The sequence below is a fragment of the Caulobacter sp. GW821-FHT05F04 genome (genome assembly GCF_059419665.1).
Genome location: NZ_JBWKSF010000001.1, coordinates 817,488 through 837,392, shown reverse-complemented (window position 1 = coordinate 837,392; position 19,905 = coordinate 817,488). Strand labels below are relative to the sequence as shown.

Annotated in this window: 26 protein-coding genes; 15 read left to right on the top strand and 11 right to left on the bottom strand. The window is 66.1% G+C overall.

What is annotated here, in order from left to right; translation table 11 throughout:
• Positions 1–46: 46 nt before the first annotated feature.
• The gene (locus AC07R7_RS03970) at positions 47–1,492 is read right to left on the bottom strand and encodes a DEAD/DEAH box helicase (protein ID WP_492882682.1); all 1,446 of its coding nucleotides are present in this window, start codon (positions 1,490–1,492) and stop codon (positions 47–49) included.
• Between the two features lie 320 nt (positions 1,493–1,812).
• Between AC07R7_RS03970 and AC07R7_RS03965 the strand changes: the two genes are divergently transcribed.
• Positions 1,813–2,016 (top strand): hypothetical protein, encoded by a 204-nt coding sequence (locus AC07R7_RS03965; RefSeq protein WP_494634205.1) that lies wholly within the window; start codon positions 1,813–1,815, stop codon positions 2,014–2,016.
• Positions 2,017–2,063: 47 nt separating this feature from the next.
• The gene (locus tag AC07R7_RS03960) at positions 2,064–2,255 is read left to right on the top strand and encodes a hypothetical protein (RefSeq protein WP_494634204.1); all 192 of its coding nucleotides are present in this window, start codon (positions 2,064–2,066) and stop codon (positions 2,253–2,255) included.
• A 40-nt stretch (positions 2,256–2,295) separates the two neighbouring features.
• Here AC07R7_RS03960 and AC07R7_RS03955 read toward each other — a convergent pair whose 3' ends face one another.
• The 3 genes from AC07R7_RS03955 to AC07R7_RS03945 form a co-directional block, all read right to left on the bottom strand.
• Entirely contained in the window at positions 2,296–3,375 is a 1,080-nt protein-coding gene (locus AC07R7_RS03955) for a helix-turn-helix domain-containing protein (protein WP_494634203.1), read from the bottom strand.
• Between the two features lie 6 nt (positions 3,376–3,381).
• Positions 3,382–4,020: a hypothetical protein gene (locus tag AC07R7_RS03950; RefSeq protein ID WP_494634202.1), complete on the bottom strand. Its 639-nt coding sequence runs from the start codon at positions 4,018–4,020 to the stop codon at positions 3,382–3,384.
• A 151-nt stretch (positions 4,021–4,171) separates the two neighbouring features.
• Complete coding sequence (locus tag AC07R7_RS03945) at positions 4,172–4,786, bottom strand: hypothetical protein (RefSeq protein WP_494634201.1); 615 nt, start codon at positions 4,784–4,786, stop codon at positions 4,172–4,174.
• 72 nt (positions 4,787–4,858) lie between these two features.
• Between AC07R7_RS03945 and AC07R7_RS03940 the strand changes: the two genes are divergently transcribed.
• Together AC07R7_RS03940 and AC07R7_RS03935 are read left to right on the top strand one after the other, a co-directional pair.
• Complete coding sequence (locus AC07R7_RS03940; protein WP_494634200.1) at positions 4,859–5,065, top strand: helix-turn-helix domain-containing protein; 207 nt, start codon at positions 4,859–4,861, stop codon at positions 5,063–5,065.
• A gap of 332 nt (positions 5,066–5,397) precedes the next feature.
• On the top strand, positions 5,398–6,573 hold the full coding sequence (locus tag AC07R7_RS03935) for an IS1 family transposase (RefSeq protein WP_494634199.1): 1,176 nt from the start codon (positions 5,398–5,400) through the stop codon (positions 6,571–6,573).
• 14 nt (positions 6,574–6,587) lie between these two features.
• Here the strand turns inward: AC07R7_RS03935 and AC07R7_RS03930 are convergent, their stop codons facing one another.
• On the bottom strand, positions 6,588–6,899 hold the full coding sequence (locus AC07R7_RS03930) for a hypothetical protein (protein WP_494634198.1): 312 nt from the start codon (positions 6,897–6,899) through the stop codon (positions 6,588–6,590).
• A gap of 305 nt (positions 6,900–7,204) precedes the next feature.
• On the opposite strand from AC07R7_RS03930, the gene mutT reads away from it, so the two are divergent.
• Entirely contained in the window at positions 7,205–7,609 is a 405-nt protein-coding gene (gene mutT, locus AC07R7_RS03925; protein WP_492882684.1) for an 8-oxo-dGTP diphosphatase MutT, read from the top strand.
• On the top strand, positions 7,525–7,761 hold the full coding sequence (locus AC07R7_RS03920) for a Flp family type IVb pilin (RefSeq protein ID WP_492835763.1): 237 nt from the start codon (positions 7,525–7,527) through the stop codon (positions 7,759–7,761). The genes mutT and AC07R7_RS03920 overlap by 85 nt, the downstream gene beginning before the upstream one ends.
• On the opposite strand, the gene AC07R7_RS03915 is transcribed toward AC07R7_RS03920, so the two are convergent.
• Positions 7,762–8,676, bottom strand: a complete 915-nt coding sequence (locus AC07R7_RS03915; protein WP_494634197.1) for a methyltransferase domain-containing protein — start codon at positions 8,674–8,676, stop codon at positions 7,762–7,764. It lies immediately after the preceding gene.
• Here AC07R7_RS03915 and AC07R7_RS03910 point away from each other — a divergent pair.
• Genes AC07R7_RS03910 through AC07R7_RS03895 form a run of 4 tightly spaced genes read left to right on the top strand, consistent with a single transcriptional unit; the run spans position 8,676 to position 11,016 of the window.
• On the top strand, positions 8,676–9,458 hold the full coding sequence (locus AC07R7_RS03910; RefSeq protein WP_494634196.1) for a ComF family protein: 783 nt from the start codon (positions 8,676–8,678) through the stop codon (positions 9,456–9,458). The genes AC07R7_RS03915 and AC07R7_RS03910 overlap by 1 nt on opposite strands.
• Positions 9,459–9,489: 31 nt before the next feature.
• Positions 9,490–9,744 (top strand): glutaredoxin 3, encoded by a 255-nt coding sequence (gene grxC / locus AC07R7_RS03905; RefSeq protein WP_494634195.1) that lies wholly within the window; start codon positions 9,490–9,492, stop codon positions 9,742–9,744.
• Positions 9,741–10,562 (top strand): carbon-nitrogen hydrolase family protein, encoded by an 822-nt coding sequence (locus AC07R7_RS03900; RefSeq protein WP_494634194.1) that lies wholly within the window; start codon positions 9,741–9,743, stop codon positions 10,560–10,562. Before grxC ends, AC07R7_RS03900 begins: the two co-directional genes overlap by 4 nt.
• A 19-nt stretch (positions 10,563–10,581) precedes the next feature.
• Positions 10,582–11,016: a DUF1178 family protein gene (locus tag AC07R7_RS03895; protein ID WP_492835753.1), complete on the top strand. Its 435-nt coding sequence runs from the start codon at positions 10,582–10,584 to the stop codon at positions 11,014–11,016.
• Here AC07R7_RS03895 and AC07R7_RS03890 read toward each other — a convergent pair.
• From AC07R7_RS03890 to ubiG, 4 genes are all read right to left on the bottom strand, one after another.
• Positions 10,914–12,071, bottom strand: coding sequence for a glycosyltransferase family 87 protein (locus AC07R7_RS03890; protein ID WP_494634193.1), 1,158 nt, complete (start codon positions 12,069–12,071; stop codon positions 10,914–10,916). The two genes, AC07R7_RS03895 and AC07R7_RS03890, sit on opposite strands and share 103 nt — an antisense overlap.
• 188 nt (positions 12,072–12,259) lie before the next feature.
• A complete protein-coding gene (locus tag AC07R7_RS03885; protein ID WP_492882698.1) occupies positions 12,260–12,568 on the bottom strand; it encodes a glycine zipper 2TM domain-containing protein in 309 nt (102 codons plus the stop codon).
• Positions 12,569–12,688: 120 nt separating this feature from the next.
• The gene (locus AC07R7_RS03880) at positions 12,689–13,702 is read right to left on the bottom strand and encodes a YMGG-like glycine zipper-containing protein (RefSeq protein ID WP_494634192.1); all 1,014 of its coding nucleotides are present in this window, start codon (positions 13,700–13,702) and stop codon (positions 12,689–12,691) included.
• A gap of 128 nt (positions 13,703–13,830) precedes the next feature.
• Positions 13,831–14,601 (bottom strand): bifunctional 2-polyprenyl-6-hydroxyphenol methylase/3-demethylubiquinol 3-O-methyltransferase UbiG, encoded by a 771-nt coding sequence (gene ubiG / locus AC07R7_RS03875; RefSeq protein WP_494634191.1) that lies wholly within the window; start codon positions 14,599–14,601, stop codon positions 13,831–13,833.
• 66 nt (positions 14,602–14,667) lie between these two features.
• Here ubiG and AC07R7_RS03870 point away from each other — a divergent pair, with 66 nt between their 5' ends.
• The 4 genes from AC07R7_RS03870 to AC07R7_RS03855 all read left to right on the top strand — a co-directional run bounded on the left by AC07R7_RS03870 (position 14,668) and on the right by AC07R7_RS03855 (position 18,316).
• On the top strand, positions 14,668–15,504 hold the full coding sequence (locus tag AC07R7_RS03870) for a hypothetical protein (protein WP_492835741.1): 837 nt from the start codon (positions 14,668–14,670) through the stop codon (positions 15,502–15,504).
• A gap of 115 nt (positions 15,505–15,619) precedes the next feature.
• Positions 15,620–16,867: an aspartate kinase gene (locus tag AC07R7_RS03865; RefSeq protein ID WP_492882705.1), complete on the top strand. Its 1,248-nt coding sequence runs from the start codon at positions 15,620–15,622 to the stop codon at positions 16,865–16,867.
• 184 nt (positions 16,868–17,051) lie between these two features.
• The gene (locus tag AC07R7_RS03860) at positions 17,052–17,516 is read left to right on the top strand and encodes a hypothetical protein (protein WP_492882707.1); all 465 of its coding nucleotides are present in this window, start codon (positions 17,052–17,054) and stop codon (positions 17,514–17,516) included.
• A gap of 68 nt (positions 17,517–17,584) precedes the next feature.
• The gene (locus AC07R7_RS03855; protein WP_494634190.1) at positions 17,585–18,316 is read left to right on the top strand and encodes an AraC family transcriptional regulator; all 732 of its coding nucleotides are present in this window, start codon (positions 17,585–17,587) and stop codon (positions 18,314–18,316) included.
• Between the two features lie 15 nt (positions 18,317–18,331).
• On the opposite strand, the gene AC07R7_RS03850 is transcribed toward AC07R7_RS03855, so the two are convergent.
• The gene (locus AC07R7_RS03850; RefSeq protein ID WP_492882711.1) at positions 18,332–18,694 is read right to left on the bottom strand and encodes a SprB repeat-containing protein; all 363 of its coding nucleotides are present in this window, start codon (positions 18,692–18,694) and stop codon (positions 18,332–18,334) included.
• 132 nt (positions 18,695–18,826) lie between these two features.
• Here AC07R7_RS03850 and AC07R7_RS03845 point away from each other — a divergent pair, with 132 nt between their 5' ends.
• Positions 18,827–19,786 carry a DMT family transporter gene (locus tag AC07R7_RS03845; protein ID WP_494634189.1) on the top strand — a complete coding sequence of 320 codons (960 nt, stop codon included), beginning with the start codon at positions 18,827–18,829 and terminating at the stop codon, positions 19,784–19,786.
• Positions 19,787–19,905 lie beyond the last annotated feature (119 nt).

Here is a 19,905-nt window from a genome sequence, read left to right as displayed (position 1 = left end):
AAACGCGAATGGTTCTCCGGGCGCAACGGATTGTTCGAAATGAGGATTAGTCGATCGGGGACCAGCGTTTTTCGGGCGGAGCGGCCGCGGGCTTGGGGCCGCGGAACTCGTTCCGGGGAGCCCCGGCCTTCTGACCTTGGCCCGGACCCCGGCCTTGACCCTGGCGCTGCGGGCCCTTGCCCTGGGCCGATTGTCCGCCGGCGGAGCGTCCACCGCCGCCGCCATTGGAGCCATTGCGACCCCGGGGACGCTGACGACGCAGTTCCGACGGCACGTCGTTGCGCGGATCGGCCTTGCGCGGATCGACGTACTTCTCGGCCGGAGCCAGCTTGTCGGCGACGGCCGCGGCGGCGGCCAGCTGCTTGTCGTTGCGGCGGTCGAAGGACGGGATCGTCTGGCGGGTGGCCTTCTGGATGTCCTTCAGCAGGTTGCGTTCGTCATCGGCGCAGAAGCTGATGGCGATGCCGTCCTTGCCCTTGCGGGCGGTGCGGCCGATCCGGTGGACATAGGCCTCCGGCACGTTGGGCAGCTCGTAGTTGATCACGTGGCTGACGTCGTTGACGTCGATGCCGCGCGCGGCGATGTCGGTGGCGACCATGGCCCGCATCTCGCCGGCCTTGAAGGCGGCCAGGGCGCGCTCGCGCTGGCCCTGGGTCTTGTCGCCGTGGATCGAGGCGGCCTCGATGCCCGCCGCGTTCAGATACTTGGCCACCCGGTCGGCGCCGCGCTTGGTGCGGGTGAAGACGATGGTGCGATCAACGCCCGGTTCGGACAGGATCTCGGCCAGCAGGGGACGCTTGCGTTGCGCTTCGATGAACAGGACGCGCTGGTCGATGCGCTCGACGGTGGTCGCTTGCGGCGCCACCGAGACCTGCACCGGATCCTTCAGCAGTTCGGCGGCCAGCTTGCCGATCTCGGTCGGCATGGTGGCCGAGAAGAACAGGTTCTGGCGGTTCTTGGACATCTGGGCGGCGATCTTGCGGATCGGCACCACGAAGCCCAGGTCCAGCATCTGGTCGGCCTCGTCGAGGACGAAGATCTCGACGCCCGAGACGCTGGCCGACTTCTCGGCCATGTGGTCCATCAGGCGGCCGGGGGTGGCGACCAGCACGTCGATGCCGCCGGCCAGGGCCTTCATCTGCGGGCCGTACTTCACGCCGCCGTAGATGGTGTGGACCGAAAGGCCCATGTGGACGGCGTAGGCCTTGAAGTTCTCGGCGATCTGAGTGGCCAGTTCGCGGGTCGGCGACAGCACCAGGCAACGGAAGCCGCGGCGCGGGGCCGGCATGCGGTTCTCGGCCAGGCGCTGCAGGATCGGCAGGGCGAAGGCGGCGGTCTTGCCGGTGCCGGTCTGGGCGATGCCCAGCAGGTCCTTGCCTTGCAGCACGACCGGGATGGCCTGGGCCTGGATCGGCGTCGGCTCCTTGTAGCCCTTCTCGGCAAGGGCCTTCAGCAGCGGCTTGGCCAGGCCAAGGTCGGAAAATTGAGTCACGTGTGTTTTGTCTTTCGTGCGCCGAAAGACAGCCCATGCGTCCTCGCACGGCTGGCCCCTCGGCTGGTCGTCGGAGGAGCGCCCCGCGTGCACGGGCGATCTAATGAGAATCTCTTCAGGGCGCTCGACAGGCTGGTCCGGAAACGGACCGTCACGCGGCTGGAGCACCGATAGCGCCAAGGGGGCGCGAAGCGGATATCGCTTGTTGCAGTGCAAAAGTCAAGGAAGGCGAGGCTCGGGTGGTGACGCAGTTTGAATTGGGCGTTGAGGGAAAAGTCCGCTGAGCGGCGGGGTGCATGGGCGAACAGAGGAGATCGCCCATGTTTCTTCGTACCGAGACCATCCACCTGCGTCACGGCGGCCAGCAGCTTTCGATCAGCTATGAAGTCGAGGACGGGATGACCCGATATGTCGGGTCAATCGACGGCAGTCGGTGTGTGACGTCCATAACCCGAGAGGGGGCGTTGTCGGCGCTCCTCCGTCGCCGCATCGGTCGTGCCATGCTGGCCGGAGACGTGGCATGAGATGTGTTATGGTTGTCCGGTCCGCAACGCGCGGACCGGAGACCAAGATGCCGCGCCGAAAGCAGACCGACCACGAGGAGATCACCGCGACGTTACGCGCCGCGCGGCTCTTCGTGGGAGAGTCTGATGCGGCGATGACTTCGGAAGCGGCCACGACGGTCGCTGAGGTTCATGACAAATTGCCACGCCCCAGTGAGGCTGACTTGGCTGCTCTCGCTCGAAAAATCGTCGAACGATAGGTGTTGGGCTTGGCCTGCGAGCTTAGCCTATTGCCAAGGCTTAGCCAGAGACGAGTCTCAATGGTGGACGGATGGAGGAGTCCAAAGAGCCATCTTCAGGTCGCGCACCAGTGAGGCCAAAGAGTAGATTTTCAATTTCCTCTGCTGGGACGTAGATGCTTTTAGCAATATCATCCTTGGTCATGCGCTCATTCCAGAGGGCGGTTAACACCTTCTGCCAAACGACCGAGTGTTCTCTAGCCAGCCCGAAGGGTTCTGCTTTTCGATAGCCTCGCTCGGTAGCCTGGATGGCAAAGGTTCTGTATTGCCACTCTGAAATTATATTCAATTTACTGAGGCGAACGATGAGCGCCATTACAGATACGCCCCAGCGCTTTTTTGCTTCGATAATCTGATTTATTGTATGTGCTCTCGGCAAGGTGGCGTGGACATCTGCTGCTGGCATCAAAAATGATGAAGCGAAAAGATCGGCCTCTTCTTCTGCGCGCCGACCTTTTGGTCCTCCGTGCTTATGTAACACTAGGTGCCCAAGTTCATGGGCAGCATCAAAGCGGCTACGTTCGGCAGATTTCATGGTATTGAGAAATACGTAAGGCCGGCTATCGCGCCATACAGAAAACGCATCTACAGCCATGGTGTTCTCCACCATTGAAAATAGGCGAATTCCTTTCGCCTCCAGTAGATGCACCATGTTCTTGATCGGGCGCTCACCCAAGCCCCACTTCTCTCGAAGAGAGCGAGCCGCAACCTCCGGGCCGTCGCCATCCAGATCGATCAGATCGGCGTCAGGCAGATCAAAGCGATGCTCGACCCAATCAGAGAACAGGTAGCCGATGGTTCCCGCAGCAAGCGCGGCGTCACGCTCCTTCGCAGACATCGTACTCATGCTGCGGAAGCTTGCAGCTTCATCTCTCAACGGGTCGGCGTCCGGTTCACAGAAGAATTCAGCCGGGAAGCCAAGTATCCTGGAAATCTGTCCTAGCGCTTCTTCGGCAGGTGTTATGTCGCCACTTTCGTAACGAAGAATAGTGTGAGGTGTTACGCCTATAGCTTCCGCCAGGGCCTTCTTTGTGAATCGGCGCCGCTCTCTCGCTAGAGTGAGTCTCGATGGAGTAAACATTTCGCACTACTTACGACGAACATTGATCTCGAATTCCTGGTCGGTGCCGATATCCGGATTAGTGGTTTCGACGGTGAGCTTTTCCCATTCGCCATCTTGGAGAATGAAAATGCGTTCGCTGTACTTCACCACGTAGCCGCCTTGGAATTCGCTGGGCCGAGATAGCTCCGCTCGGACCTTTTGGCCATCATCGAAGATGCACAAGTACCATAGCGAGTATGGCGGCTCCTTCGCAGGGGACACTTCCTCTCGCCGGAACAATTCGCCCTGGTTGTTTAAATCGATCACCTTTTCGGACGCCGCGCCCTTGAGCGTGCGGTTGCGCGGCGAGCGAAGCTGATCGCAGGTGCCCAGATCAGTGTTCATCACCGCGATCACCTTCTTCAGTTCTTCATTGAAGACGGTCTCGATCCCATTGTGATTTCCCCGCTCCCACCCTTCACGCAAGAAAATCTGCCGGGTGCGGACCGTCGCGGCGTTCCACGCGTAGAAGCCCGGCGCGGCTTTCGCATCGTTGTCCGTGCATCCGGCGCGAGCAGCGACAGCCGCCTTTACGACATCGATCCATTGATCGCGCGTAGAATTGAAATACTGGCGGAGCCGGCGATCACAAGTGCGCGGGTCCGAATGCACGATGGCGGCCATGATTCCTCGCGTAACTTTTTCCAACCACATTTGTGTCGGAGAAAAGTTACGCGGTCAAGGCGGCTCTGGCCGTGAAATCCGAGCCCATGTTTTGAGCGCGGCAATTAACCCACGCCTCGACAGCGAAGGGCCTGCCTGAAAGGCATATCGCCTAATAGCATTTCAGCTCCTTCAGTTCGAGCCGGAACGCCCGCTCATAGTACTCAAGGATCATCTTAGCCTTCTGGCCCTTGCCGACCGACGCCGTCGCGACGTTCGTGTACCCGACGTTGTTGCCCCCTTCGTCCAGGGCCGCAGCCCCCACGTAAAGATTGCTACAGTCCTCGCGTGGTACGACCCAGAGGGCCATGCACGTGGCGCCGCTGGGGCACGAGTAGTCGCTGTGATGGATGAACTTGATGCCCATGGTGACGTTGCTTTTGACCACCGTGAAGCGTTCGTTGACTTCAATGAACCCTCCCGGCAGCCAGGGTGGCTCAGGTGGGGCGTTCGCTGACTTCTCAGGCGGGGGCGCGATCGCCGGCGTTGTTGAGGTCACGGCGGCGGCACCAGTCTCGGCCTTAGGCTGAGAGAACACGATGGCGAGCGGGATCAGCATCCAGGCGAAGCCGATGATCCTGGCCCTGGTCGAGTAGCCCTTGTTCAGTAGAACCCAGGCGAAGACGTAGGGCAGGACGATAATGCCCAGCATCAGCAGGAAGCCGACGCTGCGCCCCTGGGTCTCCGAATAGCCGCCGTTTCCTGCGTGTCTCGCGTTGGTCAACATCATCGGTCTCCACCAGGAATTTAGGACATTAATGTCCTGGCCGACCTTACCGGCTCGCTAACATCTACCCAGATGGACTGGGAGCGGATCGTCGCCGCGAACATCAAGCGACTGCGCCTTGAACGCGGTTTGAGCCAAGAGGTGCTCGCCCATGACGCCGACATCGCGATGCGGCACCTGGGGCGCATCGAGCGTGGGCAGGGCAATCCGACGGTCGCTGTCCTGGGCAGGCTTGCCGGGGTCCTCGGCGTCCATCCGCGCGACCTCTACGACGCCTAACCGAGGTCGAGGCAAGCACCTGCTGCCGCATTATGGCGTTAAGGCGCATTAAGGTGAAGATCGCCTACCTTCATAACTATGGCGGAACTTAGTATTCGTCAGGTTAAGTCAACTATACGCCGAAAAAATATCTCTCTCGCTGACGCTCTTTCGTTGACGCGATGAATTCCGGCTGCTTCTGACGCCGCGCCTGATCCTCAGGAATGCCCAGGAGAGCTACATGGCCTACAAGATCGCGCTCAGGACTGACCGTTTGCGGCCAGACACGGCGTCGCGTGAATAGACTAGACGCGCGGCTCCGCGCCTACATCCTCCACGCCCTTTGTGAGGGCGTGTCGCAGCGTTCATGCGAACGCATTTTCGGTGTCAGTCAGAACACGGTCGCCAAGCTGTTTGAAGAAGCCGGCGACATGGCGATCGCCCATCTCAGGTCGATGAAGGACCTCGCGATCGCCAAAATCCAGGCGGACGAACTCTACGCCTTCGTCGGCGCCCGAGAGCAGAACGCCAAGACCATGAAGGCGCCCACCCCCGGCGCCGGCCGGGTATGGACCTATCTGGCGATGTGTTCTGAGACGAAGTTGATCTTCGCGTACCATCTGGGCGACCAGACGCTCGAAGACGCCACGGTCTTCGTTCGGCGTGTCGCATCCAAGCTCAAGCGAAATCCGGGTGGCGGGTTCGCTGTCCGCCCCACCATCATCACCGACGGCCTACGCGCATATCCCGAGGCGATGGAAAGAGGGTTCGGGAGCGATCTCAACTTTGGAATTCTGGCCAAGCAGTATTCCAAGGTGGATGGCGAAGGGAACAAGGTCACGGGCGCGCGCTACGAGGGGGCGACTAGGATCGTTGGAAGGGGTCAAGTCGACCAGCGCGACATCCATACAAGCTATATCGAGCGGCAAAATTTGAATGTCCGCATGGGCGTGCGGCGCTACGGCCGGAAGACCAACGCCTTTTCTAAGCGCCTGCTGAACCACGAGCGACACCTAGCCCTCTGGATCGTCTACCATAATCTCTGCTGGGTGCCCCGCCCGAAGGCGCCGTCGGAGAAGTTTGACAGAGACGGCAAGCCCAGGGCCTGGGCCAAGGTCATGCCGGCCGGCATCGCCGCTGGGATAACTAAGCACCTCTTCGAGATCAGAGACCTGTTGGCCCTGACGGACGCCTTCATTGCTGAACGAAAGCGACTGGCCAACGAGGCCGCCAGCGCGGCGGAGGAGGCATCGGCCATTGTCGTGGAGGCCGAGGATGTTGAACTGGCACCGACCCACTGGGTGTACCGAAGCTTCCGCCACCGATCGACTAAGACCCACGCTGCTGGCTGTTCCAATTGCCGCGACGGTGCGGGAAAGAAGGGGACTGGCGGCACTGACAACGGCGAATGGTTGCCCTTCTACCGCCTGGATGACGCCACGGCCGCCGCCGAGAGGCTGGAGCCGGATCGCCATTCGATCTGCAACATGTGCCTGGGCGAGTATCGAAAGCTTGGCAAAGGCCGGTGAGCCTTTCACCGCGTTCAATGGTGCCGGTGAACGCAGATACGTGGAAGTTTCATCTCGTGAATTTTGCCCTGGGTTGTCCAAGCCACGACCACCATTGGGGTCATGATCTCAGGAAGCGCCCTCCACAGGCCGGTGTTGGGGTCTTTACTCATGGCGGGAGAGGCTAGCTCGTCGAACGTGTCCACGACCATCAGCTTCTGGGGGCGATCGTCGAGTCCGAGGTGAACGAATTCGCCCAACATCAATGGGGGATCGCTGGCGGACAGTTCCGGTGCAGGTTCAACGATTTCTAAATCGTTCAGGTTGTGTATTGGTTTCTTGCTCATAAAAGGTGTCCTGGAGAATTTATGTTCAAGCTTGGGGCCAAGGTGCGTCGGAAGATGCCGACCATGCAGGTGGTCGAGATTCGCGGGACCGATGTGACTTGTACTTGGATGACGCCTGAGGGGCCGGTGACCCAAACGTTCGAGCAAGGTGAATTGGAAGCCTTGCCTCAGGGGCCTAAGTTCCGACCAATCAAACGGACCTAGCCTGTTGCGAATGGGCCGTTACTAACCGGTCGGCCGAAACTGCGTCACCACCGAGGCTCGGGGCCCTTGCCAGCGTCGGAACGCCGCGCCAAACCCGGCTCATGACCAAGCCGATCGTCCTTGTCGCCGCCGCCGCCCTGATCGATGTCGACGGGCGGGTGCTGATCTGTCAGCGGCCCCAGGGCAAGCAGCTGGCCGGCCTGTGGGAGTTCCCGGGCGGCAAGGTCGAGCCGGGCGAGACGCCCGAGGAATGCCTGATCCGCGAGCTCGACGAGGAGCTGGGCATCAAGGTCGCCCAGGCCTGCCTCGCGCCGTTCGTGTTCGCGTCCCACGGTTACGAATCTTTTCACCTGCTGATGCCACTTTATTTGCTGCGCCGCTGGGAAGGCCAGGTGACGCGCAAGGAGCATGAGGGCCTGGCATGGGTGAAACCGGACAAGCTTGCGGACTATCCGATGCCGCCCGCGGACGAGCCTCTGGTGGCCTGGCTGCGCGACGTGCTCTGAAGCGTTTCTGGACCGACGAGTCCGGCGCGACCGCGATCGAATACGCCCTGCTGGTCGGACTGCTGGCCCTGGCCCTCGTCGGCGTGCTGACGGGTCTGAGCGGGGCTCTCAACGGGGCCTTCGACAAGGCCAAGGCCGCCCTCGGCGCCTGATCAGGGCCTGGGCTTCTCGCCGGTCGGCTGCTCCTGGACCCCCAGGGCGTCGGCCAGGCGCATCTTGGCCGAGCCCGGCCGCAGCGGCTTCTGCTGGCTGTCGTGCGGCGCCCACCCCGTCACCGAGACGATCTCGAACGTCGCCGGCACGCGGCCGTCGGCCTCCGCGAACCTCTCGACATAGAGCTCCATCGCCCGCAACAGCACCTTGCGGCCCAGCGGCTTGCGCGAGCGGTCCAGCAGCACGCTGGTCTCGCCCATGGCCCGCAGGTCGCCCAGCAGCTTGATCGGGTGGGGGTAGCGGACCTTCACGCGATCGACGTCGGCGACCGGCAAGGCGAAGCCGGCGCGCTGCAACAGGCCCGCCGCGTCGATGGCGTCGGCGAACGGCGAGACCCGCATCGACGCGCCGTCCGATATCTCGGCCTCGGCGGCCAGCAGGCACTGGCGCAGCTCGGTCAGGGTGGCGCCGCCGAACATCGCGCCCAGGAACAGGCCGTCGGGGCGCAGGGCGCGGCGGATCTGGATCAGCGCGCCGACCAGATCATTGGTCCAGTGCAGCGACAGGGTCGAGACCACCAGGTCGAGCGTCGCGTCGCCGAACGGCAGGCGCTCCTCGTCGGCGGCGACGCGAAGGGTCTGGCGACCGTCCAGCATCCGCGTCGAGAGGTCGGTCTCGATCAGCGTATCGATGTTGGCGCGGGCGTCGCTGTCGCTCAAGGCCTTGAAAAAATGGCCGTTTCTCGCGCCGAGGTCGACGGCGACCGGAAAGCGTCGCAGGATCGTCTCCAGTCGCATGACCACGTCCTGGGCCACGCGGGCCTTGAGAAAGTCGGCGGAGGCGTAGCCCGGCGCGGCGCGGTCGAGGCGGACGCGATGCAGGGCGCGGTCGAAGAGCAGGGGGGAGGCGGTCATTGCGCGCGGAACATGGCGACTCCGAACCGTTCTGGAAAGCCGGACCTCTCATGTTCGGACTCGGGCGCTCGGTGCTCGACCTGCTGCTGCCGCCGTCCAGCCTGGACGGCGAGGCGGCGCTCAGCGGCGGGCTGACCGCCAGCGCCTTTTCGAAACTCACCTTTCTGGACGATCCGGTCTGCGACGGCTGCGGCCTGGCCATGGCCTATGCGGAGGCGGCGCTGGAGCGCTGCCCCGCCTGCCAGGCCAGGCCCAAGGCGTTCCAGCGCTGCCGCGCCGCCTGCGTCTATGACGAGCACTCGCGCGAGCTGATCCTGAAGCTGAAGCACGCCGACCGCACGGACCTGGCCGGCCTGTTCGCCCGCTGGCTGTCGCGCGCCGGCGTCGACCTGCTGGCCGAGGCCGAGGCGGTGGTTCCGGTGCCCGTCCACCGGTCCCGCCTGCTCAGCCGCCGCTACAACCAGGCCGCCGAGATCGCCCGGCCGCTGGCCCGGATGGCGGGCCTGGCCTACCTGCCCGACGTCCTGATCCGAAGGCGCGACACCGACAGTCAGGGCGGCAAGTCGGCCTCGGGCCGGCGGCGCAACGTGGCGGCCGCTTTCGCCGTCCCCGAAGGGAGGCGACACCGGGTTGTCGGCCGGCGGATCGTTCTGATTGATGACGTGTTGACCACAGGCGCCACGGCCGAGGGGTGCGCGCGAGCGCTTCTGGCCGCCGGCGCGGCGTCGGTGACGCTTTCCGTCGTCGCCCGCGTTACAGAAATGCAGGCGCGTCCTATATGAGGACGCACAACACCAGGGTATCGACCGTTCCATGGCTCACGTCACCATCTACACCCGCCCGTTCTGCGGCTACTGCGCCCGCGCCCTCGCCCTGCTGACCGACAAGGGCGCCGACTTCACCGAGGTCGAGGCCGGCATGGATCCCAAGCTGCGCCAGGAGATGATGGACCGTTCGGGCCGCACCACCTTCCCGCAGATCTTCGTCGGCGAGCGGCACATCGGCGGCTGCGACGACATGATGGCCCTCGAGCGCGAGGGCAAGCTGGACCAGATGCTGGCCGCATGACTTTGAAGGTCGGTCTGATCCAGACCCGGACGCCCGCGACCCACGCGGCGGCGCTGGCCCATGTCGCGCCGCTGGTGCGCGAGGCGATCGGGCAAGGCGCCCGGTTCGTGCTGACGCCGGAATGCACCAATGTCCTGCAGAAGGACCGGAGCAAGCTGCTGCCGACCCTGACGGCGCTGGCGGACGACCCGGTGGTCAATGGCCTGCGCGCCATCGCGGCCGAGACCGGGACCTGGATCGACGTCGGCTCGGCCCTGGTGCGGCGCGAGGACGGAAAAGCGGCCAATCGCCAGGTCGTCATCGATCCGACCGGCGCGATCGTCGCCACCTACGACAAGCTGCACATGTTCGACGTGGATCTTCCGACCGGTGAAACGGCGCGGGAGTCGGCGACCTACACGCCGGGCGACAAGGCCGTGGTGGTGGACACGCCGCTCGCCACGTTCGGCCTGACCATCTGCTACGACATGCGCTTTCCGGCCCTGCATCGCGCCCTGGCCCTGGCCGGAGCGACGGTGATCACCGCGCCGGCCGCCTTCACCCGTCCGACGGGCGAGGCGCACTGGGACGTGCTGCTGCGGGCCCGCGCCATCGAGACCGGCTCGTTCGTCATCGCCGCGGCGCAGGGCGGCTTCCACGAGGACGGCCGCGGCACCTGGGGCCGCTCGATCGTCGTCGGGCCGTGGGGCGAGGTGATCGCCAAGCTTGACCACGATGAGCCCGGCGTGCTGATAGCCGAGCTCGACCTGCCCGCCGCCCTGTCGGCGCGGGCGGCGATCCCGGTCCTTCAAAACGCCAGGCCTTTCGTCGGCCCCTAAAGCTCGCCATCTATAGCCCATGATCAAGTACGCGCTTCAGTGCGACGCGGCCCATGAGTTCGAAGGCTGGTTCGGCTCGTCGTCGGACTATGACGACCAGGCCGCGCGGGGCCTCGTCGAATGTCCGCTGTGCGGCTCGCGCGGCGTCTCCAAGCAGATCATGGCTCCAGCCGTGGCGGGCACGAAGGCGCAAAGCGCCGCGCCGGCCGTCGATCCGAAGATGCGCGAGATGATGATGACGGCCATGGGCGAGGTCCGCCGCCACGTGGAGGACAATTTCGACTATGTCGGCGACGCCTTCGCCAAGGAGGCGCGCGCCATCCACGAGGGCAAGTCCGAGGAGCGCGGCATCTACGGCGAGGCCTCGCCGACCGAGGTCAAGGCGCTGGTCGAGGACGGCGTGCGCGTGGCCCCGCTGCCGCCGCCCGCGCCGAAGAAGACCGAGGTGAACTGAAGGTCCCTGCCAAGGACCGGCAGGATCAGGGCCGCGATCAGCGACAGCGAGCCCGCCGAGATGTTCAGGCCATAAAGCGCCGCGGCGGCCGCGTAGGCCAGCCACTGGCGATCCTGTGTCCGCGCGACATAGGCCGCGACCGCCGGGGCCAGCAGCGCCAGCTCGTAGTTCATGGCGTAGGGCGAGATCAGCAGCGCCCCGCCCAGCAAGGCGATCAGCTGGTCGGGCCAGGCGGCGTCGCGGCGGAAAGCCGTCCACACGCCCCACAGGACGGCGGGCGCCAGCAGATAGGCCCAGGCGCCGTTCAGGCCGAGGGCCGTCAGTTTCGCATAGGGCGTGATGGCGGTGTCGAGCAGGCCCTGGCTGGCGACGATCCCGTGGAAGCGCGGCAGGGCGGCGAACCAGTCGACCCAGGTCCGCGGCCCGAACACGCCCGCCGACAGCGCGCAGATCAGCAGGCCCCAGCCGCCGGTGAACAGGATGGCGCGCCACTGTCCCTGGGCCGCCAGGGCCAAGGGCAGCAGGATCAGGAGCTGCGGCTTCAGCGAGGCGGCGACCGCGAACAGCAGGCCCGCGACCAGCGGCCGCCGCCGGAACGACAGGCCCAACACGACGAGGCCGGCGATCAGCAGGCTGAGCTGGCCGCAGAAGATCGCGAAGGCCACCGACGGCAGCAGCAGCCACCACCACGGCGCGCGGATCCTCGCCGCCGCCGTCGCCAGGACCGCGACGCTCAGCGCCATCAAGGTCAGGTAGCTGGCCAGGAACGGCAGCCGCGACAGGGGCGCGAACAACAGCAGGGCCGAGGGCGGGTTGAGGTAGGGGCGAAGAATCCCGCTGGCCGGATCGAAACCCTGGCGCAGGGTCAGATACTCGAAATCGTAGAGCCGGCCGGGATCGACGAGCGCCACGCGGCCGCCGCTCCAGAAGCACAGGAAATCCAGGCCGACGGGCTGGATCGTCACGTCGCGCGCCACCAGCACGCCCAGCACGGCGAATGTGGCCAGCAGCGCCGCCAGTGGCAGTTGGCGATGGTCCTTCCGGCCAACGGACATATCACCCTCGGGGTTGTGACGGATGTCCCCAAGGTTGCGAAAACTATTAAAAGGCGTCTTAAAAATTGATCTGTCGGAGAAATGAATCCCTGGGTGGATTTATTGCTCGCCATAGGCCCCAAACACGAAGGGCGCCGGACCGGAGTCCGACGCCCTTTTGTCTGTCAGCGCTGCTTAGCGCTTAGCGCTTAGCGGTTGCGATAATAGCGGTACTCGTAGTGGCACTTCTTCTTGCCCTTGCCGATCTCGTGACCGGCGACGGCGCCGACGCCGGCGCCCAGCAGCGTGCCTTCGGTCTTGTTGCCATGGCCGGCGACGGTGTTGCCGAGCAGAGCGCCGCCGAGACCGCCGATGATGGCGCCGTTCTTGGCCTTGGACTTGTTGCAGACCAGGACGCGCTCACGGCGTTGCTGGGCTTCTGCGGCGGTGATGGCCACGCTGCTGACGGTGAAACCGACGACGGTGGCCAGGACGATGGTCTTCAGGCGGGCGCGCATGGCGGGCTCTCCGATTAATTGTTCTTGTAGATCCCTCGGCTCGTAAACGCCCAAGCCGACGGTCGGTTGCCAGAAAGTCGGGCAGCCGACCGTCAGGTCAGGTCTTACGTCGTCGAAAGACTAGCCTTCGACGCGATAGTGGCCGTTGGCGTCGGGGCAGACGCGGACATAGCGGGTCTCGACGCGGCCGTTGTACTCGGTCGGGGCCGGGGCCAGGCGGCAGCGTTCGCCGGAGCTGGCGTAGCGGCCGTCGCTGTAGCGGTAGGGCTGGGTCTGCTCGTAGCTGTAGTAAGCGCCGCGCGTGTCGCACTTGGCCGAGGCGTTGCCCACGGCCGCGCCGACGCCGGCCCCGACCAGGGCGCCCAGCACGGTGCCTTCCGGACGGGCGTTGCGGGCGGCGACGTTCGAGCCCAGCGCCGCGCCAGCCAGGGCGCCGATCACGCCGCCGACGGTGGCGTTCCTCTTGGCGTCCTGCCGGCAGTCGTTCGCGGCGGAGACGTTGGCGTTGGTGTCGATGCTGTAGGCGCCGGCATAGGGGGCGGCGAAGCGCGAGCCCTCGCCCGGGTGGCGACGGTCATAGGCGCCATTGCCGTAGCGGCGGTCATAGGCGTCGCGGGCCGAGGTGTAGCGATCGCGATCACGCTCCCACTGCTGGCGGCCCGGATCGTAGTTGGAGCCCGAGGCGTAGCTCACGCCGCTGGTGCGGAAGCGGTCGGCGTCGCGCGGATGGCGGCGGTCATAGGCGCCATCGCCGTTGCGGCGATCATAGTTGTAACGGGCGCGCTCATAGTTGGCGCGGGCCCGTTCGAAATCGGCCTGCTCGGAATAGTAGGCGGCGCTCTCACGATACTGGGCCGTGCTGTAGCGCGTGGCGTAGGTGGGATAGCGACGATCATAGGCGCCGCGGCCGTAGCGACGGTCATAGTCCTCGCGGGCCTGGACGTAGTTGGCGCGGTCGCGCTCATAGGCGTCCTGGCGCTCCTGATACTCGGCGACCTTGTCATAGTAGTTGGCGCGCTGAGCGTCGTAGTTCTGAAGGCTGCGCTGGTACGCGGAATCCTGGGCGAAGGCGGGGGCGACCGCGCCGCACGCCATGGTGGCGGCCAGCACGGCGGCCAAAGTCTTGGAAGTCATGAGAAGTCTCCGTTCCCTCTAGAACGGATCGACGGCCGACCCCCGAAAGTTGGGTCGCCAATCCGAGTTCAAGTCCCTGCGCGGAGAGAAGCCGCGCCTCGGGCCGAAGTTCCCGGCTCAGCTTCGTTTCAACCCCTGGTGACGGTCATCATGTAGTTGATGTCGACATCGGCCGAGCGGCTCCACCGTCCCGTCAGCGGATTGTAGGCCACGCCGAACGGGCCCTGCATCTCGACCGGCTCGCCGGCCAGGAAGGCGCGCAGCTCCTCGGGCTTGAGGAACTGCTTCCAGTCGTGGGTGCCCGGCGGCACCCAGCGCAGCACGTATTCGGCGCCGATCTTGGCCAGGGCCAGGGCCTTTAGCGTGCGGTTCAGGGTGGCGACGATCATCAGGCCGCCGGGCTTGAGCAGCTTGGCGCAGGTGCGCAGGAACTCGCCCGGATCGGCGACGTGCTCGATCACCTCCATGGTCAGGACGACGTCGAACGGACCCGCGCCCTCGGCCAGCAGCTGCTCGGCGGTGGCGGGACGGTAGCCGATCGCCAGGCCCTGCTCGGCCGCGTGGGTGGCGGCGGTCTTGATGTTCTTTTCCGAGGCGTCGATGGCGGTGACGGAAAAGCCCAGCCGGGCCATGGGCTCGGACAGCAGACCGCCGCCGCAGCCGATGTCGAGCAGGGAGAGGCCCTCGAACGGCTGGCGCTGCGTTCCGTCGCGGTCAAACCGGGCCAGGGCCTGGTCGCGGATGAAGGCCAGGCGGCAGGGGTTGAACACGTGCAGCGGCGCGAACTTGCCCTTGGGGTCCCACCACTCGGCGGCGATGGCCGAGAACCGCGCCACGTCGGCGGGGTCGATGCTCCAGGAAGGCGCGTCGGAGGGGGAGGGCGAGGTGGTGTCCGTCATGAAGCCAATCTAGAGCGCCCCATGCGTCCGGGCTAGGGTCCGGTCGAGCGCCTGGAGTCAAAGCCGATGAAGTCCTTGATCGCCGCCGCCTTGCTGACCGTGGTCGCCGGCCAGGTTTCGGCCCAGGAGCCGTCCCTCAGGACCGTCGAGACCCGCCGCCTGGATGCGCCCGAGGCCAACCAGGGCGTGGCGGCCGACAAGGCCCACCTCTACGCCGTCGATAACGGCAGGATCGCCCGCTACGATAAGGCCACGGGCGTCAAGCAGGCCGAGTGGACGGGCGACCCGGTGCGTTTCAAGCACCTGAACGCCTGCCTGATCGTCGGCAAGGACCTTGTCTGCGCGGGCTCGAACTATCCCAGCGTGCCGCAGAACAGCGCGGTCGAGCTGTTCGATCCCGTCAAGATGACCCACACGCGGACCATTCCGCTGGGGCCGGGAATCGGCTCCCTGACCTGGGTCGACCGCCGCGACGGGTTCTGGTGGGCGATGTTCGCCAACTACGACGCCAAGGGCGGCGAGCCGGGGCGCGACCATCGCTGGACCACCCTGGTGAAGTTCGACGACCAGTGGCGGCGCGTCGGGGCCTGGGCCCTGCCGGCGGCGGTGCTGGAGCGCATGGCGCCGTACAGCTGCTCGGGCGGCGGCTTCGGCGACGACGGCCTGCTCTATGTCACCGGCCACGACCGGCCCGAGCTCTACGCCCTGGCCATTCCCACCGAGGGCGGGGCGACCCTGGATCTGGTCGCGACCCTGGCGATTCCGTTCGAGGGCCAGGCCATCGCCTGGGATCGCGGCGGGGATCCCCACGCGAAGCGCACGCTGTGGGGCGTCAACCGCGCCACCCGACAGGTGGTGGCGGTCCAGGTTCCGCCGGTTCCGGACGTTTCGGGCCCAAAATAGCCGTCAGAGCATTGCGGCGCCGCATCAAGGTCGCTAGAAGGCGGCGGCTTGCGCGAGCGGGGGCCTCGCGCCGCGTTCCGCGCAAGAATTGACCGGTTTTCGAGGTGACAGGCACGTGTCTCGGTTGGTGATGAAGTTCGGCGGCACGTCGGTGGCCGACCTGGAGCGCATCCGTCGGGTGGCGCGCCTGGTCGCGGCCGAGGTGGCGACGGGCAAGCAGGTGGCGGTGGTCGTCTCGGCCATGTCGGGCAAGACCAACGAGCTGGTCGCCTGGACCGACGGCGCGGGCCGCGCCGCGCAAGGGCTTCCGGAGTCGGACGACGAATACGACACCGTGGTCGCCTCGGGCGAGCAGGTGACCGCCGGCCTGCTGGCCATGACCCTGCGCAACATGGGCCACAAGGCCCGCTCGTTCCTGGGCTGGCAGGTGCCGATCATCACCGACGAGGCCCACGGCCGCGCCCGCATCGAGGACATCCCGCCCGCCAATCTGGAAGCCTGCTTCGCCAGCGGCGAGATCGCCGTGATCGCCGGCTTCCAGGGCGTGACCCCGAACCAGCGCATCACCACCCTGGGCCGGGGCGGCTCGGACACCTCCGCCGTGGCCATCGCCGCCGCCGTGAAGGGCGCCTGCGACATCTATACGGACGTCGACGGCGTCTACACGACCGACCCGCGGATCGAGAGCAAGGCCAGGCGCCTGGCCAAGATCAGCTACGAAGAGATGCTTGAAATGGCCTCGCTGGGGGCCAAGGTGCTGCAGACCCGTTCGGTCGAGATGGCCATGGCCCATCGCGTCCCGGTGCGGGTGCTGTCGAGTTTCGTCGAACCCGGGGAAGCTCCCGGCCAAGGTACGATCGTCTGCGACGAGGAAGAAATCATGGAAAAGCGCATCGTCTCGGGCGTCGCCTACAGCCGCGACGAAGCCAAGATCACCCTGCTGGGCCTGCCCGATCACCCGGGCGTGTCCTCGCAGATCTTCGGCCGCCTCGCCGACGCCAATGTGAACGTCGACATGATCGTGCAGTCGCGCGCCCGCAGCGCCGCGACCGCCAACATGGAGTTCACGGTCGGCAAGCGTGACGCCGCCCGCGCCGTCGAGATCGTCCGCACCGCCCAGAAGGAGATCGGCTTCGAGGACGTCGCCGTCGACGAGGACGTCGCCAAGGTGTCGGTGATCGGGGTGGGCATGCGCAGCCACGCGGGCGTCGCTCAGTCGATGTTCAAGGCCCTGGCCGAGAAGAACATCAACATCCAGGTCATCTCGACCTCGGAGATCAAGATCTCGGTCCTGATCGACGCGGCCTATACCGAACTGGCCGTGCGCGCCCTGCACGCGGTGTATGGGCTGGATCAGCTGTAAGGCTGAGCGGCCCCCTCAGTCGGCTTCGCCGACAGCTCCCCCATAAAGGGGGAGCACGCTTAGGTTCTCCTCCCCCTTCATGGGGGAGGTGGCCGCGAAGCGGTCGGAGGGGGCTTCACCGCCATCTTCCTTCTACAAAACGTCGCGTTCGGACGTTATGAGGGCGCCAGCCCACGGAGCCCCCATGCCCGACGTCTTCAAGTTCGATCCCGACGCCAAGACCGTCACCTTCCACGGCGACGCCGGTCTGGACCTGCTCTACGATCTGCTGCTGCGCGCCAAGTTCGGCGACGGCTACGAGAAGCCGCTGCTGATCAGCCCGTGGCTGGCGGCGCTGCTGAACCAGCTGGACCAGGCCCTGCCGGACGACGGCCAGTGGTTCCCGGAAAAGCCCGGCCAGCCGATCTTCGACACCGACGACCTGCTGGCCATGGGCGACGCGGTCATCGAGGAAGGCCATACGGTCGGCTGGTGGACCATGACCAAGGCGGAAAAGCGCGCCTATCTGCGCAACGTCGTCGCCGCCCCGCACCCGCTGACCGATCTCGAGGTCGAGTTCATCGAGACCGACATCGACGCGGCGCTGGAACAGGCCCGCAAGCTGGTGGCCGACGCCGACGAGCCGCTGGCCCTGCCGGGGCACGGGTAGCCCGAACTCCCCGCCTCTGTTTCCCCCGGCGAAAGCCGGGAAGATCGGAATGGGGTAGGGTAGCCGTCATGGGCCACCACCTCTCAGCCCCCGCCGAACTGTCGTTCCGCCGCTATGGCGAGGACGCGCCGCCGCATGTTCACGCCTTCGACCAGATCGTGCTGCCGCGCCGCGGCGTGCTGGAGATGGAGATCGACGGCCGGGGCGGCCGGGTCGATCCGGGCCGCGCGGCGGTGGTCCCGCCCGGCGCGCGCCACGCCTTCGCCGCCTCGGGCGAGAACCTGTTCGTGGTCGCCGACATCGGCGGGGCGCTGATGAAACCGTTCGAACGCCTGCGCGAGCGGCCGTTCGCCCCGGTCACCGGCGCGGTGCGCGGCCTTCTCGAGTACCTGGCCGGCGAGGCGCCCGGCGCGATCGAAACCGGCGTCGCCAGCCTGTGGACGCCGCTGCTGCTGCGCGGTCTCTCGGCCGCGCCGGGCGCTGTCGACCCGCGCCTGGCGCGAGCGGTCGCGATAATCGAGGCCCGCTACGATCAGCCGCTGACCGTCCGCGACCTCGCCGCCGAGGCCGGCATGAGCCAGAGCCGGTTCTTCGCGCGGTTCGCCGACGCCTACGGGACGACGCCGCACGGCGCGCTGTCCGACACGCGGCTGCGCGCGGCCCAGCGCCTGTTGTCGGACACCCGCCTGTCGATCGCCGAGATCGCCGCGCGCACGGGGCACGGCGATCAGAGCGGTCTCACCAGGCGCATGAAGGCGGCGCTGGGCGTCACCCCCGGCGCCTGGCGAAAGCGGCGCTAGCCTCAGTGGGCAATCTCAGGCGCCGCCATAGGCGGCATGGATGCTCGTGCTGGCGGTGTCGTTGTTGCCGTCGGTCACCTGGCACACCCAAGCCGACAGACGCGGCGGTCCGCTCCAGGAGCCGGCCCATCCGAATTCGACCACCGGACTGTTGGGATCCGATATCACGATATCGGTCGAGCCGGAGATGCGCGTCCACTGGTAGCTATAGGGGCTGACGCCGCCGCTGACGCTGACGGTGACTTCGCCTTCGCCCACGCCGATAACCGACGGCGAGGCGCTGGCCGACAGCGTCCGGGCCTGGGCGGCGGACGCGACCATCAGGGCGCCGACGCCCAGGCCGGCGGCGCCGAACATCAATTCACGACGGGACTTCATTCAACCCTCCTGATGTTACCTAAGGTTGGATGAGGCCATCACTCTACCTTCGAGTCAACCTGTAATAGAAACCGCCAAACCTCCGGGAGTTTTCGCCAAGCCAGGCGCCGCCGGGCCTGCTAACCCGGACGCATGAGCACCTCCCGCAACCTCCTTCTGGGCCTGCTGTTCGGCCTGATCGCCGGCGCGTTCTGGGGCGGGGTGTTCCTGGCGCCGAAGCTGCTGGCCGCCTTCACGCCGCTGCAGATGACGGCCGGGCGCTACATCGCCTACGGCCTGGCGTCGGCCGTGCTGCTGGCCCCGAGCTGGAAGACGGTGATGGGCAAGATGACCGGCAAGGACTGGCGGGACCTGGCCGCCCTGAGCCTGCTGGGCAACCTGATCTACTATGTCGGTCTGTCGGTGTCGGTGCAGAGCGCGGGCGTGGCCCTGGCCTCGCTGATCATCGGCCTGCTGCCCGTGACCGTGACCCTGGTCGGGGCGAAGCCAGGGGAGGGCGTGGCGCTCCGCCATCTGGCCGCGCCGCTGGCGCTGGTCGTGGCCGGCGGGGTCTGCATCAATGTTTCGGTGTTCACTGAGAGCCAGGGCGTCGGCGTCGCGCGGCAGATCGTCGGCGTGCTGGGCGCGACCCTGGCCCTGGCGATGTGGACCGCCTACGCCGCCTGGAACGCCCGCCGCCTGGCCGCGACGCCGAAGTTCACCAGCCACGAGTGGTCGCTGCTGACGGGCCTGGCCACCGGCCTGCTGTCGCTGGCGCTGGTGATCCCAGCCTTCGCCCTGGGCGGCGAGGCCCACGCGCCGGCGGCCCATACCCCTGAAGCTTGGGGCTGGTTCTGGATGGTCAGTTTCGCCGTCGCGATCGGTGCCTCGGTGATTGGCAACGGCCTGTGGAACGCGGCCAGCCGCCTGCTGCCGCTCAGCCTGTCGGGCCAGCTGATCGTGTTCGAGACCCTGTTCGCGCTGCTCTACGGCTTCCTGTACGAGGGCCGCTGGCCGCGTGGGCTGGAGACGGCGGCGATCGTGCTGATGCTGGCCGGCGTGCTGTGGTCGGTGCGGCTGCATCGGCCGGCGAGGGAAGTGTTGGTCGCGTAACCCCCCAAGCTTTTTGGCGCCCCGAAGGCTTTCTCAACATGAAGCGAACCTGAACAGCGCGGTTCAAATCAGGTTCAGGCGGGCCCCTCTAAAACAACATTCAACAGCGCCGCCCAGTC